Here is a 15,655-nt window from a genome sequence, read left to right as displayed (position 1 = left end):
CCCTGCCGCCGAGGTGTGCCCGGCCCCAGCGGCGGGGTAGCCGACGGACATGTTGTCGACCATCACCGAGTGGATGCGGTTCCCGGCGACGTGGACCGCACGCGCGGTACGCGTGCGCGGGCACGAGCGGTACGTCGCCGCGCAGGCGCTGAAGTCGGCCCTCGCGGCGGTCCTCGCGTGGCTCGTCGCCGCCGAGTGGCTGACGCTGCCGCAGGCCTTCCTCGCCCCCTACGTCGCGGTGTTCCTCGTCGAGACCACGGTGTTCAGGTCCCTCCGGCAGGCGGTGGTGCAGATCGGAACGGTCGTCGCCGGCGTGCTGCTCGCGGCAACGGCGGAATGGCTGGTGCCGGGGCAGACGGCGGCGATCGGCGTCGTGGTGCTCGTCGGCTGGTTCGTCGGCCGCTGGCGGCGGTTCGGTTCGAACGGGATCTGGGTGGCGATCACCGCGTTGCTGGTGATCGCGACGGGCGCCGCCGGCAGCCCCGTGATGCTGGGGGAGCGGCTGCTCGAGACGGCGATCGGGGCAGCGTGCGGACTCGTGGTGACCGCGGTGCTGTTCCCGCCGGTCTACCCGGTCGGGGACGAACTCGGGGTACTCGCCCGTGAGGCCCGATCCCTGCTGTGTGACATGGCCGCCGGGCTGGGCGACGAGGCGGGTCCGGGGCCCGGGGGCTGGGTGCGTCGCACGGGGGAGATCGACCGGATGATGGACCGCGCGGCGGAGTCGTCGCAGTGGGCACGAGAGAGTGTGCGGCTCAATCCGCGCCCGATCGCGGCCCGGGTCCGGGATCAGGCCTCGGCCTCCGACGACGTCCTCGACCGGCTGTGGTACGCCGTGCCGGCGCTCCGCGAACTCGCCCGCGTGGCGGAGGCGGCGTCGGACGGCGTTCTCGACGGGGCGGACGATGCGGCGCGCTGCTCGGTGCCTGCTCTCCTGACAGCCCTGGCCGAGCTCGTGGACCGGATCGGGGACACCGCTGCCGACCCCGTCCGATTCGCCGAACCCGTCCGATTCGACGACGCCTGCGGCGAGTGCGCCGACCGGCTGGCCGAACTGCAGCGATCGGCCGCCGGGTCCGCCGATCCTCGGGTGGCGGCCGTGCTCGGTAGCTTCTGGCACCCGGCGCACCGGTTCCTCACCGCGGTGCAGGACACCCGGCGCGTGCCGCAGTCAGGTCAGGATCACCAGTTCGGTGGCTGACGCCACCTCGACCCGCAGGCCCGCCCGGGCCGCGACGCGGGCGGCACCGTCGACGTCGGCCGGCTCCGCGCGGGTCAGTACGAGCGCGCGGGCCAGCAGGCCCTTGTGGTGCTTGTTGAAGTGACTGACCACCTTGCGGCTCCCGTCGGGCTGCTCGGTGAGCACGGTCGCGGTGACCGCGCCGGGGACGGGCCCGAGCTCCCGGTACACCCCCGACCGCAGGTCCACCACGAGCTGCCCGGCGGCCTCGGCGGCCAGGGCGCCGCTCAGCTCCGGCCGCCACAGCGACGCGAGGGTCCCGACGCCGGGCAGCTTCGATCCGCCCGACAGGCGATAGGCCGGGATGGGATCGCCCGCGCGCACCGCGCCGAACAGGGCCGATCCGATCGCGAGTCGCCGGTGGGCCTTCTCCCGCTGCGCCCGGGTGAACGAGCCGGCGTCGAGGGCGTCGAACAGCACCCCGGTGTAGCGCGCGAGAGCCGGCCGGGTGGGCGAGACCCACAGCTTGGCGTTGCGTTCGATCTCGTCCGCCTGCGTGGGACCCAGGCCCAGGGCGAGGCTCGACGCCTCCGGATCCGCGGCCAGGTCGACGAGCGCCTGCACCAGCTCCTCGCGGGTCGCGGTCAGTTGCGGCATCGACAGCTCGCCCAGGTCGAGGGGCGCACCGTCGCCGCCGTCGGACTTGGTTTCGGAGGGAGGCAGAAGCACCAGCACAAGCGGTAACCGTACCGAGGTCGGTTCCGGGGCGGCAGGTAGGCTGCTCTCCCGTGATCACCCGCATGTCGCACCTGTTTCTCCGCACCCTCCGCGACGACCCGGCCGACGCCGAGGTCGCCAGCCACAAGCTGCTCGTGCGCGCCGGCTACGTCCGCCGCATCGCCCCGGGGGTGTACTCGTGGCTGCCGCTGGGTCTGCGGGTACTGCGGCAGGTCGAGCGTGTCGTGCGCGAGGAGATGAACGCGATCGGTGGGCAGGAGATCTCGCTGCCGGCGCTGCTGCCGCGCGACCCCTACGAGACCACGAACCGGTGGACCGAGTACGGCGACGGGTTGTTCCGGCTCCAGGACCGCAAGGGCGCCGACTACCTGCTCGGCCCCACCCACGAGGAGATGTTCGCGCTCACCGTCAAGGGTGAATACAACTCGTACAAGGATTTTCCGGTCACCCTGTACCAGATCCAGACGAAGTACCGCGACGAGGAACGTCCCCGTGCCGGCATCCTCCGCGGCCGCGAGTTCGTGATGAAGGACTCCTACAGCTTCGACCTCACCGACGAGGGCCTGGCCGAGTCGTACCGGGCGCATCGTGACGCCTACGAGCGGATCTTCGCCCGACTCGGCGTGAAGTACGTGATCGTCTCCGCGACGTCGGGCGCCATGGGCGGCAGCGCGTCGGAGGAATTCCTCGCCGAGAGCGACGCCGGCGAGGACACGTACGTGCGCTGCCTCGAGTCGGGCTACGCCGCGAACGTCGAGGCCGTCGAGACCCTGGCCCCCGAGCCGGTTCCGTTCGACGGGCTGCCCGAGGCGGTGGTGCACGACACCCCGGACACCCCGACCATCGACACTCTCGTCGAGTGGGCCAACGGTGCGCTCGACCGCCCGGTGACCGCCGCCGACACCCTCAAGAACATCCTCGTCAAGACGCGGCGACCCGGCGGGGAGTGGGAACTGCTCGGCATCGGCATCCCCGGCGACCGGGAGGTCGACGACAAGCGGCTCGGCGCGTCGCTCGAGCCGGCCGAGTACGAGCTGCTCACGGACGCCGACTTCGCGGCCAACCCGTTCCTCGTCAAGGGGTACATCGGTCCGAAAGCGTTGCTCGACAACGGAGTTCGTTACCTCGTCGATCCGCGCGTCGGAAACGGCACGTCGTGGATCACCGGCGCCGACGAGCCCGGCAGGCACGTCGTCGGACTCGTCGCCGGGCGCGACTTCACCCCGGACGGGACCATCGAGGCCGCCGAGGTGCGCGACGGTGACCCGTCCCCGGACGGTGCGGGCCCGCTCGTGTCGGCGCGCGGCATCGAGATCGGCCACGTGTTCCAGCTCGGCCGCAAGTACACCGACGCCTTCGCCGTCGACGTGCTCGGCGAGAACGGCAAGCCGGTGCGCCCGACCATGGGTTCCTACGGCGTCGGTGTCTCCCGGCTCGTCGCCGTGATCGCCGAGCAGCAGCACGACGACAAGGGCCTGCGGTGGCCCGCCGAGGTCGCCCCGTTCGGGGTGCACCTGGTGATCGCGAACAAGGACGAGGCGGCCCGGGAGGGTGCCGAGAATCTGGCCGCCGAGCTCGACAAGGCGGGCGTCGAGGTGCTGCTCGACGATCGCAAGGCCTCGCCCGGCGTGAAGTTCAAGGACTCCGAGCTGCTCGGCGTGCCGCTGGTCGTCGTCGTCGGCCGCGGCTGGGCCGACGGCAAGGTCGAGCTGCGCGACCGGTTCAGCGGCGAGTCCCGCGAGGTGCCGGCCGATGCGGCCCTGAAGGAGATCCTCGGCGCGTAGTAGCACCCCCGGTGGCCCTCGGGATCGCGTGCGGGCCACCGGGGCACCACACTGATGCCATGGACGACTGGGAGCGCACCGACGCCTACCTGACCGACACCCTGATCGGGGCCGACCCTCAGCTCGAGGACGCGCTCGCGGCGAACGCCGCGGCGGGCCTGCCGCCGATCGACGTCGCACCCGTGCAGGGCAAGTTCCTGCATCTGCTGGCGCGGATCCGCGGTGCGCGGCGCATCCTCGAGATCGGCACGCTCGGCGGGTACTCCACCATCTGGCTCGCGCGGGCCGTCGGCGACGACGGGCGCGTGGTCACCCTCGAGTACGAGCCCCGGCACGCCGGGGTCGCGCGCGCCAACCTCGATCGCGCCGGCGTGGGGGAGCGGGTCGACATCCGGGTGGGCGCCGCCCTCGACACCCTGCCGTCCCTCGAGGGCGGGGCCCCGTTCGACCTGGTGTTCGTCGATGCGGACAAGGAGAACAACCCGCACTACGTGCGGTGGGCGCTGCGGCTCGGCCGCCCCGGCACCGTCATCGTCGTCGACAACGTGATCCGCGGCGGTTCGGTCACCAACGCCGATCTCGACGACGAGCGGGTGCGCGGCGCCCGAGAGGTGCTGGAACTCATGGCCACCGACCCTCGGCTCGACGCGACCGCGCTGCAGACCGTCGGCGCAAAGGGCTGGGACGGCTTCGCGATAGCGGTCGTGACCGACTGAGCACTTCGCCCGCGGCGGTCGGCGCGAGCGGATGCCGCGGCGTCCCGGTCGAGGTCAGGGCTGCCCGGGCAGCGCGACGGACGGCGGGACGACCCCGAGGTTCGCGCGCCACCGGGCCGCCCGCATCGCGGACTCGGTGAGGGCCTCGATCGCCGCCCCGCGGGTGTGCTCGCTGCGTGCCCGCTCGACGACGGAGCGCCACGCCACCGCGACATCGGTCTCGATCTGCACCGCCAACTGTGCGGCGGAAACCGCGTCGGTCACCGGGAAGGGCGTCGTGTACCCGGCGGCCGCGGTGGGCGGGGTGACGGCGGCGGCCCGCAGCGCGTCCGTGGTGGCGTCGCGCCGGGCCCGGTGGGCGGCGGTGTCCGCCGACACCTCGGCCGCGCGGGCGGGATTGGAGAACGCGGCGACGATGCCGTAGCCGAACACCGCGGCGTACTCGGCGTTCAACGCGTCCACGAGGGCCTGCTGCTCGACGCCCAGCGACTGTGAACTCACGGCAGCAGCACCCCCTTGTGCACGGCGCACGCGGCGCTGATCGAGGCGAGCAGGCCCGCCCGGTAGCCCTGCAGGGTGCGGGCCAGGTCCGCGGCGGCCCGCTGGGAGCCGTTCAGTCGCTCGCGCAGCAGGTCGAGGGTGGGTGGATCCGCGGCCGGGGCCACGGTCGTCGTCGTGGTGGTCGACGCCGTGGTGGTCGACGCCGGGTCGGCCCCGGCGAGCCGGGCCACCTCGGCGTCGAGGACCTGGGCGTGGGTCGTGCGCTCGGCGCCGACGGCATTCAGGGCGCCCGCCCGGTCGGGGAGCAGCGCGACGAGCAGACCGGCGGTCGCGGCGTCGACGCGCGCCCGCTCGGCCTGGGCGATCAGGGGATCGACCTCCCCGGCGCCGTCGTCCGTGCCGGCGCCGCACCCGGCGACGGCGAGCGCACCGACGCCGCCGAGCGCGGCGCCGGACCAGCGCAGCACGGTGCGTCGGGACACGGGCGGTGAGGATGCGGGCGTCGGCACCGCACCATCGTGCCAGCCCGGTCCGGGCGGATCCGACGGTGGTCGGGCCGCGGGGGGTTGGTCACGGGAGCGCCGGATGCGCGATACCCTTGAATACCTGCCGGTCCGCTCGTGCGCCGGCATGACGTCCGCTGCGATCACAACTGAACGAGGAGCCTGTCGCGATGCCGGTGCCGCCCCCGGAGAGAATTGCCGAACTCGTCTCCGGCCCGATCGAGCGCGAGGGATACGACCTCGAGGACGTGGTGATCACGTCTGCGGGCAAGCACAGCACGGTGCGGCTGTTCGTCGACAGCGACGCCGGGTTGAGCCTCGACGAGGCCGCCCGCCTGAGCACCCTGGTCTCCGAGGCGTTCGACGCCGTCTCCGATTTCGGCGAGTCGCCCTACGTGCTCGAGGTGACCAGCCCCGGCATCGGCCGCCCGCTCACCCGCGAGCGGCACTGGCGCCGGTCCCAGGCCCGCAAGGCCCGGATCGAACTGGACGACGAGACGATCGTCGGCCGCATCGGCGAGCTCGTCGGGGACGAGGTCCGGATCGTCGTTCCCGGCCGCAGTGGGCCCTCGGTGCGGGCGATCCCGCTCGCGGAGGTGCGCCGCGCCGTCGTCGAGGTGGAGTTCAACGCGCCGAATCCGCGCGAACTCGAGCTCGCGGGCGGCCTGCCGGACGGCCGGGTGCGTGCCGGCGAGATCGCCGAGGGCGACGGCGACGACCCGGACGACGAGAGCGGCACGGACTACAACGGCACGGACGAAGTGAAGGTGGACAAGTGAATATCGACATCGCAGCCCTGAAGGTCCTCGAGGCCGACAAGAACATCCCGTTCGATGCGCTGATCGAGACGATCCAGACGGCCCTGCTCACGGCCTACCGGCATACCGACGGGCACCAGCCGCACGCGAGCGTCGACGTGGACCGCCGGACCGGTGCCGTGCGGGTGATGGCGCAGGAGTTCGACGCGGACGGCAACCTCGTCTCCGAGTGGGACGACACCCCGGAGGGCTTCGGTCGCATCGCGGCGACCACCGCCCGCCAGGTGATCATGCAGCGCATCCGCGATGCCGAGCACGAGCAGCGGTTCGGGGAGTTCGCGACGCACGAGGGCGAGGTCGTCGCCGGCGTGGTCCAGCGCGACACCCGCGCCAACGCCCGCGGCATGGTCGTGGTGAAGATCGGCGCCGAGACCACCGGCACCGAAGGGCTGATCCCGCCGGCCGAGCAGGTGCCCGGCGAGACGTACGAGCACGGCGACCGGATCCGGTGCTACGTCGTCGGGGTGTCGCGGGGGCAGCGCGGCCCGCAGATCACCCTGTCGCGGACGCACCCCAACCTGGTGCGCAAGCTCTTCGCCCTCGAGGTGCCGGAGATCGCGGACGGGTCGGTGGAGATCGTCGCCGTCGCGCGGGAGGCCGGCCATCGCTCCAAGATCGCCGTCCATTCGCGGGTGCCGGGACTGAACGCCAAGGGCGCGTGCATCGGCCCGATGGGGCAGCGGGTGCGCAACGTCATGCGCGAACTCGGTGACGAGAAGATCGACATCATCGACTTCGACGAGGATCCGGCGAAGTTCGTCGGTAACGCGCTGTCCCCCTCGAAGGTGGTATCCGTCACAGTCGTCGACCCCGACGCGCGCGCCGCGCGGGTCGTCGTTCCCGACTACCAGCTGTCCCTCGCGATCGGCAAGGAAGGGCAGAATGCCCGGCTGGCCGCGCGGCTGACCGGGTGGCGGATCGACATCCGCAGCGATGCCGCGGCCGGCGGTCCGGCGTCGGCGGGATCGCCCGCGACAGGCAGATAGGCGTGGAATGCACGGTTCCGGCCCGATCAGCGGTAGAGTGGTCGATGGCTCAGCATGAGCTGCCCTCGGTCGACCGAGAGCGCACCGGTCCGGTGCGCACCTGTGTCGGGTGTCGGCAGCGGGTGCTGGCTGCCGATCTGCTGAGGGTTGTGGCGCGGGCGACGGAGCCGTCAGGCTTCGTGCTGGTGCCGGACCCGGGGCGGAGGATGCCCGGTCGGGGCGCGTGGATGCACCCCGATCCGGAATGCCTCGGTCAGGCGGAACGGCGTCGAGCATTCGGCAGAGCGCTGCGGGTGTCGGGAACAATCGACCCGTCTGCGCTTGTTCAGCTGGTCGGGGTCCGGAACGAGGAGGACTCGGCGTAGCGATACGCGCCGGACCGGGGACACCAACTCTGAGAAGAACAGGTACAAGCACTCATGAGCACACCGTGAAGCACCAGCGATGAACGTCCATCGGAGATAACCCGAGGTCGTGCGGGCACCAGCCGCTCGACCTCATCAGTGAGGAGAGCAGTGGCAGGCAAGGCCCGTGTACACGAGTTGGCCAAGGAACTCGGTGTCACCAGTAAGGAACTTCTCGCCCGTTTGAAGGAACAGGGCGAATTCGTGAAGTCGGCGTCCTCGACGGTCGAGCCGCCGGTCGCGCGTCGACTGCGCGAATCTTTCGCGAAGGCGAACGGCGACGGCGCAGCTCCGTCGGCGGCAGCCCCCAAGCCCGGGGCGCCGCGCCCCGGTCCCCGTCCGGCAGCGCCCGCCCAGGCCGCGCCGGCACCCGCCCCGGCCCCGAAGTCCGAGGCCGCAACCCCCGCGCCGAGTCCGGCTCCGGCTTCGCGCCCCGCCGCACCCGGCCCCAAGCCCGGCGCTCCGCGCCCGGCTGCCCCGAAGCCGGCCACCCCGCAGGCTCCGGCCGCGCAGGCCGCGCCGCAGGCTCCGGCCCCGCAGGCTCCGGCCCCGCAGGCTCCGGCCCCGCAGGCTCCGAGCGCCGGCCCCAAGCCGGGCGGTCCCCGTCCCGGCCCGAAGCCGCCGCGCGTCGGCAACAATCCGTACTCGTCCGCACCCGCGGAGCGGCCCGCGCCGCGTCCGGGCGCGCCGCGTCCGGTTCCCGGTCAGGGTCGCCCCGCGGCCGGTCCCGGCGGTGCCCGTCCGGCTCCCGGTCAGGGTCGCCCCGCGGCCGGTCCCGGCGGTGCCCGTCCGGCTCCCGGTCAGGGTCGCCCCGCGGCCGGTCCCGGCGGTCCCCGTCCGGCTCCCGGCCAGGGCGGTCCCCGCCCGTCCCCCGGCTCGATGCCCCCGCGTCCGAACCCGGCCGCGATGCCGCAGCGTGCTGCGCGTCCCGGCCCGACCGGTCGTCCCGGCCGTCCCGGCGCGCCCGGCGGACGTCCGGCCGGCGCTGGTGGCGGCGGCGGTTACCGCGGTGGCGGTGGCGGTGCTCCCGGCGCCGGTGCCGGTGCCGGTGCCGCCGGTGGTTTCCGCGGTCGTCCCGGTGGCGGTGGCGGTGGCGCCGGCCGTGGTGGCCGCGGCGGAACCGCGGGTGCCTTCGGTCGTCCCGGTGGCGCTCCGCGCCGTGGCCGCAAGTCGAAGCGGCAGAAGCGGCAGGAATACGATTCGATGCAGGCACCGTCGGTCGGTGGTGTGCGGCTGCCGCGCGGCAACGGCGAGACCATCCGTCTCGCCCGTGGCGCGTCGCTGTCCGACTTCGCGGAGAAGATCGACGCGAACCCGTCGGCCCTGGTCCAGGCGCTGTTCAACCTCGGTGAGATGGTCACGGCCACTCAGTCGGTGAACGACGAGACCCTCGAGCTGCTCGGCTCGGAGATGAACTACAACGTTCAGGTCGTCAGCCCCGAGGACGAGGACCGCGAGCTGCTCGAGTCGTTCGACATCACCTACGGCGAGGACGAGGGCACCGAGGAAGACCTCGTGCAGCGTCCGCCGGTGGTGACCGTCATGGGTCACGTCGACCACGGCAAGACCCGCCTGCTCGACACGATCCGCAAGGCCAACGTCCGCGAGGGCGAGGCCGGCGGCATCACCCAGCACATCGGCGCCTACCAGGTGATGACCCACCTCAACGGCGAAGACCGGCTGATCACCTTCATCGACACCCCGGGTCACGAGGCGTTCACCGCCATGCGTGCCCGCGGCGCGAAGTCGACCGACATCGCGATCCTCGTGGTCGCGGCCGACGACGGCGTCATGCCGCAGACGGTGGAGGCGATCAACCACGCGCAGGCTGCGGACGTGCCGATCGTGGTCGCGGTGAACAAGATCGACAAGGAGGGTGCGAACCCCCAGAAGATCCGCCAGCAGCTCACCGAGTACGGACTGGTCACCGAGGAGTACGGCGGCGACACCATGTTCGTCGACATCTCGGCGAAGCAGGGCCTGAACATCGACCAGCTGCTCGAGGCCGTGCTGCTCACCGCGGACGCGTCCCTCGACCTGCGGGCCAACCCGGACATGGAGGCGCAGGGCGTCGCGATCGAGGCGCACCTCGACCGCGGCCGCGGCCCCGTGGCCACCGTCCTGGTCCAGCGCGGCACGCTGCGCGTGGGCGACTCGATCGTCGCGGGCGACGCGTACGGCCGTGTCCGCCGAATGGTGGACGAGCACGGCGACGACGTCCTCGAGGCGTTCCCGTCGCGTCCGGTCCAGGTCATCGGCTTCACGTCGGTGCCCGGCGCCGGTGACAACCTCGTCGTCGTCGAGGAGGACCGCATCGCACGGCAGATCGCGGACCGCCGCAATGCGCGCAAGCGCAACGCGCTGGCCGCCAAGAGCCGCAAGCGGATCAGCCTCGAGGACCTCGATGCCGCGCTCAAGGAGCACAACGAGCTCAACCTCATCCTCAAGGGCGACAACGCCGGTACGGTCGAAGCCCTCGAGGAGGCCCTCATGGGCATCGAGGTCGGCGACGAGGTGCGCCTGCGGGTCATCGACCGCGGTGTCGGTGGTGTCACCGAGACCAACGTCAACCTGGCCGCCGCGTCGAACGCCGTGATCATCGGCTTCAACGTCCGCGCCGAGGGCAAGGCCACCGAGCTCGCCAACCGCGAGGGCGTCGACATCCGCTACTACTCGATCATCTACCAGGCGATCGACGAGGTGGAGAAGGCCCTCAAGGGCATGCTCAAGCCGATCTACGAGGAGGTCGAGCTCGGCCGCGCCGAGATCCGGGCGATCTTCAAGTCGTCCAAGGTCGGCAACATCGCGGGCTGCATGGTCCAGTCGGGTGTCGTCAAGCGCAATGCGAAGGCCCGTCTGCTCCGCGACAACAACGTGGTCGCCGAGACGGTCACCATCTCGTCGCTGCGGCGCGAGAAGGACGATGTGACCGAGGTGCGGGAAGGCTTCGAGTGCGGTCTGACGGTCACCTACTCCGACATCAAGATCGGTGACGTGATCGAGGCGTACGAGCTGCGCGAGAAGCCGCGCGACTGACGCAGCCGGACACAACCGACGGCCTCGTCGGCGGCGGTGGGCGAGATGATCGCCCGCCGCCGTCGGCGTGCCGGAGGACCGGCACCGGACGACACCGGAGGGTGGATGTATCTCGGGGCACTGGAACTGGACGTCCTGCTCGGTGACGTGCGCTCGCTCAAGCAGAAGCGGTCCGTGATCCGGCCCGTCCTCGCCGAGCTGCGGCGGATGGCGGTCAGCGCCGCCGAGACCGGCGACCAGGACCTCTACCGTCGCGCCGAGATCGGCGTGGCGGTGGCCGCATCGGCGGTGCCCTATCTCAACGAGGTGCTCGACACGTGCGAGCGGCTCGTCGCCGGCCGCCCGGAGTTGCAGCTGCTCTCCGTGCGGCGAAGAATTTTCGGTCCGGAGGACTGACCGGACCGGTGGAACAAACATGTGGTCGCCGCCGGCGGCCGGGGAGAGGAACCGACTGACATGGCCGATCCAGCACGGGCACGTCGACTGGCCAAGCGCATCGCCACGATCGTCGCCACGGCCATCGATCACGAGATCAAGGATCCGCGGCTGGCGTTCGTCACCGTGACCGATGCGAAGGTCACCGCAGATCTGCACGACGCCACCGTCTACTACACGGTCCGCGGCGAGGACCTGGACACCGAACCCGACCTGGCCGCGGCCGCCGCAGGCCTGGAGAAGGCCAAGGGCGTGCTGCGCTCGAAGGTCGGGGCGGGCACCGGGGTGCGGTTCACCCCCACCCTGACCTTCGTCACCGACACCGTGCCGGACACCGCCCGGCACATGGAGGAACTCCTCGAACGGGCACGGGCCGCCGACGAGGAACTCGCCAAGGCCCGCGAGGGCGCCGCTCCCGCCGGCGAGCCGGATCCCTACAAGGAACCACGGGTGCGTCCCGACGACGGTGACGACCTGTAGCGCACCGATGGCCGAGTCGATCCAGGCCGCCACGGCGGTCGATCTGCGCGACGCCGTCGCGCTCCTCGAGGACGCCACCTCGGTGACGATCCTCTGCCACGTCCAGCCCGACGCCGACACCTTCGCCAGCGGCCTGGCACTCGGCACGGTGCTCGAGCGGCGCGGCATTCCGGTGCAGGTGGCGTTCGCGTCGCCGGCCGCCGTCCCGGCGTCGATGCGCGACCTGCCCGGCGGGCACCTGCGGGTGCCCGCCGGGCAGGTGCGCCGCGAGGTCGACCTGCTCGTCACCGTGGACTGCGGCACGGCCGGCCGGCTCGGGCATCTCGCGGACCGGCTGGCAGGCGCGAAGCACACCCTGGTGATCGACCACCACCGCTCCAACACCCGGTTCGGCACCCACAATCTGATCGACGAGGCCGCCGAATCCACCACCGCCGTGCTCGCCGAGCTGTTCGACGAGTGGGGCGTGGAGATCGACGCGGACCTCGCCCACTGCCTGTACGCGGGGCTGGTCACCGACACCGGCTCGTTCCGGTGGGGACGCGCCGGGGGACACCGTCTGGCCGAGCGCCTGCTGGCCACCGGCATCGACGGGGCCGCCATCACGCGACGGCTCCTCGACACGCACCCCTTCGGGTGGCTGCCGATGCTGTCGCGGGTGCTCGCGTCGGCGACGCTCGTTCCCGACGCCGCCGGCGGACGCGGACTCGTCCACGCGACGGTGCTGCGCGCCGATTCGGCGCACCTCGGCGCCGAGGAGGTCGAAAGCGTCATCGACATCGTCCGGACCACCGCCGAAGCGGAGGTCGCCGCCGTGTTCAAGGAGTGCGGCCCGGACGTGTGGACGGTATCGCTGCGCTCGAAGAACGCCGTCGACGTCTCCGTCGCCGCCACCGCCCTCGGCGGAGGTGGGCATCGGTTCGCATCCGGATACACCGCGTACGGCGACCGCGACCGGGTCGTCACGGCGCTGCGCGCGGCCCTGGACTGACGGTGCCGGCGCCGCAACCGCGGGACACCGCCGGCCCGGAACCGGACGCGCCCCCGCACGTCGTCCCCGAGGCCACCGCCCGGCGCATCCTCGGGCTCGCGGTGCCGGCCCTCGGGGTGCTCGCCGCCGAGCCGCTGTACCTCCTGTTCGACATCGCCGTCGTCGGCCGGCTCGGCGCGCTCGCGCTCGCGGGCCTCGCCATCGGCGGCCTCGTCCTCGCCCAGGTCAGCACCCAGCTGACCTTCCTGTCCTACGGGACCACGGCCCGCGCCGCCCGCCTCCACGGCGCCGGCCGGCGTGACGCCGCCGTCGCCGAGGGTGTGCAGGCCACCTGGCTCGCGCTCGGTGTCGGCACCGCGATCCTGCTCGTCGGGCAGGTACTGGCGGAACCGGTGGCCGCGCTGATCGCCGGGGACCCGGAGATCGCCGACGCCGCAGTGTCGTGGCTGCGGGTCGCCCTGTTCGGCGCACCGCTGATCCTCGTCGGGCTCGCCGGCAACGGCTGGATGCGAGGCGTGCAGGACACCGCCCGCCCGCTGCGGTACGTGCTCGCCGGGCTCGCGCTCTCGGCGGTGCTGTGCCCGGTGCTCGTGCACGGCCTGCTCGGCGCCCCCCGCTGGGAACTCGCCGGTTCCGCCGTCGCCAACGTCGCCGGACAGGGTGTCTCCGCGGCCCTGTTCGTCGGGGCACTGCTCCGGGCCGGTGTGCCGCTGCGGCCTCGTCGCGCGGTGATCGTGGCGCAGTTGCGCCTCGGCCGCGATCTGATCGCCCGCAGCCTCGCCTTCCAGGCGTGCTTCCTGTCCGCGGCCGCGGTGGCGGCCCGCTTCGGTGCCGCGGCCGTCGCGGCGCACCAGGTGGTGCTGCAGCTGTGGAACTTCGTCGCGCTCACCCTCGACTCGCTCGCCGTCGCCGCGCAGGCCCTGGTGGGTGCGGCGCTCGGGGCGGGGGCCCGGTCCGGCGCGAAGCGCCTGGCCTGGCGGATCACCGCCTGGTCCACGGTGTTCGCCGCCGGCCTGGCCCTGGCGTTCCTGCTCGGCGGCGACGTGATCCCGGCGCTGTTCACCGACGACCCGGCGGTCCTCGAGCAGATCGACGTCGCCTGGTGGTTCTTCGTCGCGCTCATGCCCGCCGCCGGAGTGGTGTTCGCGCTCGACGGGGTGCTGCTCGGCGCCGGTGACGCCGCCTTCCTGCGCACCGCCACGCTCGCGTCCGCGCTGTTCGGCTTCCTGCCCGTCGTCTGGTGCTCGCTGGTGTGGGGCTGGGGGCTCGCGGGTATCTGGACGGGGCTTACGGTGTTCATCGTGTTCCGCATGGCGGCCGTGGTCTGGCGGACCCGGTCGGGGCGGTGGGCCGTCGCCGGTGCGGACCGGCAGATCCGGCGCGAGACGGTACGGGACGAGACAGAAGGGCAGGACCGGTGACGGGGAAACTCTGGGCGGTCAGCGACATCCACGTCGGGCATCGAGGCAATCGCCCCGTCACCGAGGATCTGCACCCCGAATCCCCGGACGACTGGTTGATCGTCGCCGGCGACGTCGCCGAGAAGTCCGACGACATCCGCTGGGCGCTGTCGCTGCTGCGCAGCCGTTTCGCCAAGGTGATCTGGGTTCCCGGCAACCACGAGCTGTGGACCACCGCCAAGGACCCGGTGCAGATGCACGGCGCCGCCCGGTACGACTACCTCGTGACGATGTGCCGCGAACTCGACGTGCTCACCCCGGAGGACCCGTATCCCGTGTGGCACGGGGAGGGCGGGCCGGTGACGCTCGTGCCGATGTTCCTGCTCTACGACTACTCGTTCCTGCCCGAGGGCACCACGACGAAGGCCGAGGGCCTGGCGCTCGCCCGCGAACGCAACGTCGTCGCCACCGACGAGTTCCTCCTCTCACCCGACCCGTACGTCACCCGCGACGTGTGGTGCCGCGTGCGGCTCGACGACACCCGCAAGCGCCTCGACGCCCTCGACCCGGCGCTGCCGACGGTGCTGATCAACCACTTCCCACTGGTCCGCGAACCCACCCGGATGCTGTTCTACCCGGAGTTCTCCCTCTGGTGTGGCACCACCGAGACCGCCGATTGGCACCTGCGCTACCGCGCGTTGTGCGCCGTGTACGGACACCTGCACATCCCGCGCACCACGTACTACGACGGCGTCCGCTTCGAGGAGGTCTCCCTCGGCTACCCACGGGAATGGCAGCGCCGGGGTCTGCCCGAGCCGCTGCTGCGCCAGATCCTGCCGGTGCCGGAGTATCCGCCGGGATCGCTGAACAAGTGGGGCGGGCACTTCCGGGTGACCCCCGAGATGGAAGCCGAAGTCGAGAAGATGCGCGCTGAGCGCGCTGCACAGAACACGCGCACTGGGGAGCTGCGATGACCGACCCGACGACCTCGACCCGCACCGGGCTGATCACCCGGATCCTGCCCGACGGCATCGCCGCCGCGGAGTTGTTCGAGGACCCGCCCGGCCTGCGACCGCACCCGCAGGAGGAGGCGCTCGTCGCCCGTGCGGTGGACAAGCGGCGACGGGAGTTCGCGGGGGCGCGGCACTGCGCGCGGCTCGCCATGCGGCAGCTCGGGATGGAGCCCGGGCCGGTGCTCAAGGGCGACAAGGGGGCGCCCGTATGGCCGCGGGGAGTCGTCGGCAGCCTCACCCACTGCGACGGTTACCGCGGCGCCGTCCTGGCCTACGCGCTGCAGGTGCGGTCGCTGGGGATCGACGCGGAGCCGCACGGTCCCCTGCCCGACGGGGTGCTCGAGGCGGTGTCCCTGCCGCAGGAGCGCACCTGGCTCGCCGGCACCGAGCCGAGCCTGCACTGGGACCGCCTGCTCTTCTGCGCGAAGGAGGCCACCTACAAGGCGTGGTTCCCGCTCACCGGGCGCTGGCTGGGCTTCGAGGACGCCCACATCACGTTCGAGCGCGACGGCGCGGCCGCCGTACCGAGCGCGGCCGCGTCGGGCACGTTCCGTTCCGACCTGCTCGTACCCGGCGACACCCGCGACGGTGCGCCGCTGTCGGCGTTCGACGGGCGGTGGTTGATCGCCGACGGGCTGGTGCTCACCGCGATCGTCGTGCACTGACACCG

Annotated in this window: 16 protein-coding genes; 13 read left to right on the top strand and 3 right to left on the bottom strand. The window is 72.4% G+C overall.

What is annotated here, in order from left to right; translation table 11 throughout:
- Positions 1-49: 49 nt before the first annotated feature.
- Positions 50-1,201: an FUSC family protein gene (locus tag JYA75_RS20180; protein WP_168579554.1), complete on the top strand. Its 1,152-nt coding sequence runs from the start codon at positions 50-52 to the stop codon at positions 1,199-1,201.
- Here the strand turns inward: JYA75_RS20180 and yaaA are convergent.
- Positions 1,172-1,915, bottom strand: coding sequence for a peroxide stress protein YaaA (gene yaaA, locus JYA75_RS20175; RefSeq protein WP_185712709.1), 744 nt, complete (start codon positions 1,913-1,915; stop codon positions 1,172-1,174). The two genes, JYA75_RS20180 and yaaA, sit on opposite strands and share 30 nt — an antisense overlap.
- Positions 1,916-1,968: 53 nt before the next feature.
- Here yaaA and JYA75_RS20170 point away from each other — a divergent pair, with 53 nt between their 5' ends.
- Together JYA75_RS20170 and JYA75_RS20165 are read left to right on the top strand one after the other, a co-directional pair.
- Positions 1,969-3,702 carry a proline--tRNA ligase gene (locus JYA75_RS20170; protein WP_006937413.1) on the top strand — a complete coding sequence of 578 codons (1,734 nt, stop codon included), beginning with the start codon at positions 1,969-1,971 and terminating at the stop codon, positions 3,700-3,702.
- Between the two features lie 59 nt (positions 3,703-3,761).
- Positions 3,762-4,418 (top strand): O-methyltransferase, encoded by a 657-nt coding sequence (locus JYA75_RS20165; protein ID WP_029543269.1) that lies wholly within the window; start codon positions 3,762-3,764, stop codon positions 4,416-4,418.
- Positions 4,419-4,472: 54 nt separating this feature from the next.
- Here JYA75_RS20165 and JYA75_RS20160 read toward each other — a convergent pair whose 3' ends face one another.
- Both JYA75_RS20160 and JYA75_RS20155 read right to left on the bottom strand, forming a co-directional pair.
- A complete protein-coding gene (locus JYA75_RS20160; protein WP_006937411.1) occupies positions 4,473-4,919 on the bottom strand; it encodes a ferritin-like domain-containing protein in 447 nt (148 codons plus the stop codon).
- On the bottom strand, positions 4,916-5,428 hold the full coding sequence (locus JYA75_RS20155) for a hypothetical protein (protein ID WP_029543274.1): 513 nt from the start codon (positions 5,426-5,428) through the stop codon (positions 4,916-4,918). Before JYA75_RS20155 ends, JYA75_RS20160 begins: the two co-directional genes overlap by 4 nt.
- A gap of 164 nt (positions 5,429-5,592) precedes the next feature.
- Between JYA75_RS20155 and rimP the strand changes: the two genes are divergently transcribed.
- The 10 genes from rimP (at position 5,593) to npt (ending at position 15,650) form a co-directional block, all read left to right on the top strand.
- The gene (gene rimP, locus JYA75_RS20150) at positions 5,593-6,201 is read left to right on the top strand and encodes a ribosome maturation factor RimP (RefSeq protein ID WP_006937409.1); all 609 of its coding nucleotides are present in this window, start codon (positions 5,593-5,595) and stop codon (positions 6,199-6,201) included.
- On the top strand, positions 6,198-7,226 hold the full coding sequence (gene nusA, locus JYA75_RS20145; RefSeq protein ID WP_006937408.1) for a transcription termination factor NusA: 1,029 nt from the start codon (positions 6,198-6,200) through the stop codon (positions 7,224-7,226). Before rimP ends, nusA begins: the two co-directional genes overlap by 4 nt.
- A 44-nt stretch (positions 7,227-7,270) precedes the next feature.
- Complete coding sequence (locus JYA75_RS20140) at positions 7,271-7,591, top strand: YlxR family protein (protein ID WP_080688557.1); 321 nt, start codon at positions 7,271-7,273, stop codon at positions 7,589-7,591.
- Positions 7,592-7,741: 150 nt separating this feature from the next.
- Entirely contained in the window at positions 7,742-10,666 is a 2,925-nt protein-coding gene (gene infB, locus JYA75_RS20135) for a translation initiation factor IF-2 (RefSeq protein ID WP_185712710.1), read from the top strand.
- 105 nt (positions 10,667-10,771) lie between these two features.
- Positions 10,772-11,062, top strand: coding sequence for a DUF503 domain-containing protein (locus JYA75_RS20130; RefSeq protein ID WP_029543284.1), 291 nt, complete (start codon positions 10,772-10,774; stop codon positions 11,060-11,062).
- Positions 11,063-11,122: 60 nt separating this feature from the next.
- Positions 11,123-11,581, top strand: coding sequence for a 30S ribosome-binding factor RbfA (gene rbfA, locus JYA75_RS20125; protein ID WP_029543285.1), 459 nt, complete (start codon positions 11,123-11,125; stop codon positions 11,579-11,581).
- A gap of 7 nt (positions 11,582-11,588) precedes the next feature.
- Entirely contained in the window at positions 11,589-12,572 is a 984-nt protein-coding gene (locus JYA75_RS20120) for a bifunctional oligoribonuclease/PAP phosphatase NrnA (protein ID WP_037200813.1), read from the top strand.
- A gap of 86 nt (positions 12,573-12,658) precedes the next feature.
- Positions 12,659-13,993 (top strand): MATE family efflux transporter, encoded by a 1,335-nt coding sequence (locus tag JYA75_RS20115; RefSeq protein WP_051359251.1) that lies wholly within the window; start codon positions 12,659-12,661, stop codon positions 13,991-13,993.
- The gene (locus JYA75_RS20110; protein WP_006948334.1) at positions 13,990-14,946 is read left to right on the top strand and encodes a metallophosphoesterase; all 957 of its coding nucleotides are present in this window, start codon (positions 13,990-13,992) and stop codon (positions 14,944-14,946) included. The genes JYA75_RS20115 and JYA75_RS20110 overlap by 4 nt, the downstream gene beginning before the upstream one ends.
- Complete coding sequence (gene npt / locus JYA75_RS20105) at positions 14,943-15,650, top strand: 4'-phosphopantetheinyl transferase Npt (RefSeq protein ID WP_037200816.1); 708 nt, start codon at positions 14,943-14,945, stop codon at positions 15,648-15,650. The genes JYA75_RS20110 and npt overlap by 4 nt, the downstream gene beginning before the upstream one ends.
- Positions 15,651-15,655 lie beyond the last annotated feature (5 nt).

The sequence above is a fragment of the Rhodococcus sp. PSBB066 genome (genome assembly GCF_017068255.1).
Taxonomy (GTDB): domain Bacteria; phylum Actinomycetota; class Actinomycetes; order Mycobacteriales; family Mycobacteriaceae; genus Rhodococcus; species Rhodococcus aetherivorans.
Note: the sequence above shows the minus strand (reverse complement) of the source record. Positions and strands in the feature narration are given on the sequence as shown.

What these genes read in the sequence shown, in the direction of transcription:
- JYA75_RS20180 (WP_168579554.1), top strand. Translation starts at nt 50, where the DNA reads ATGTTGTCGACCATCACCGAGTGGATGCGGTTCCCGGCGACGTGGACC.
- rbfA (WP_029543285.1), top strand. Translation starts at nt 11,123, where the DNA reads ATGGCCGATCCAGCACGGGCACGTCGACTGGCCAAGCGCATCGCCACG.
- npt (WP_037200816.1), top strand. Translation starts at nt 14,943, where the DNA reads ATGACCGACCCGACGACCTCGACCCGCACCGGGCTGATCACCCGGATC.
- JYA75_RS20130 (WP_029543284.1), top strand. Translation starts at nt 10,772, where the DNA reads ATGTATCTCGGGGCACTGGAACTGGACGTCCTGCTCGGTGACGTGCGC.
- JYA75_RS20120 (WP_037200813.1), top strand. Translation starts at nt 11,589, where the DNA reads ATGGCCGAGTCGATCCAGGCCGCCACGGCGGTCGATCTGCGCGACGCC.
- rimP (WP_006937409.1), top strand. Translation starts at nt 5,593, where the DNA reads ATGCCGGTGCCGCCCCCGGAGAGAATTGCCGAACTCGTCTCCGGCCCG.
- JYA75_RS20165 (WP_029543269.1), top strand. Translation starts at nt 3,762, where the DNA reads ATGGACGACTGGGAGCGCACCGACGCCTACCTGACCGACACCCTGATC.
- JYA75_RS20140 (WP_080688557.1), top strand. Translation starts at nt 7,271, where the DNA reads ATGGCTCAGCATGAGCTGCCCTCGGTCGACCGAGAGCGCACCGGTCCG.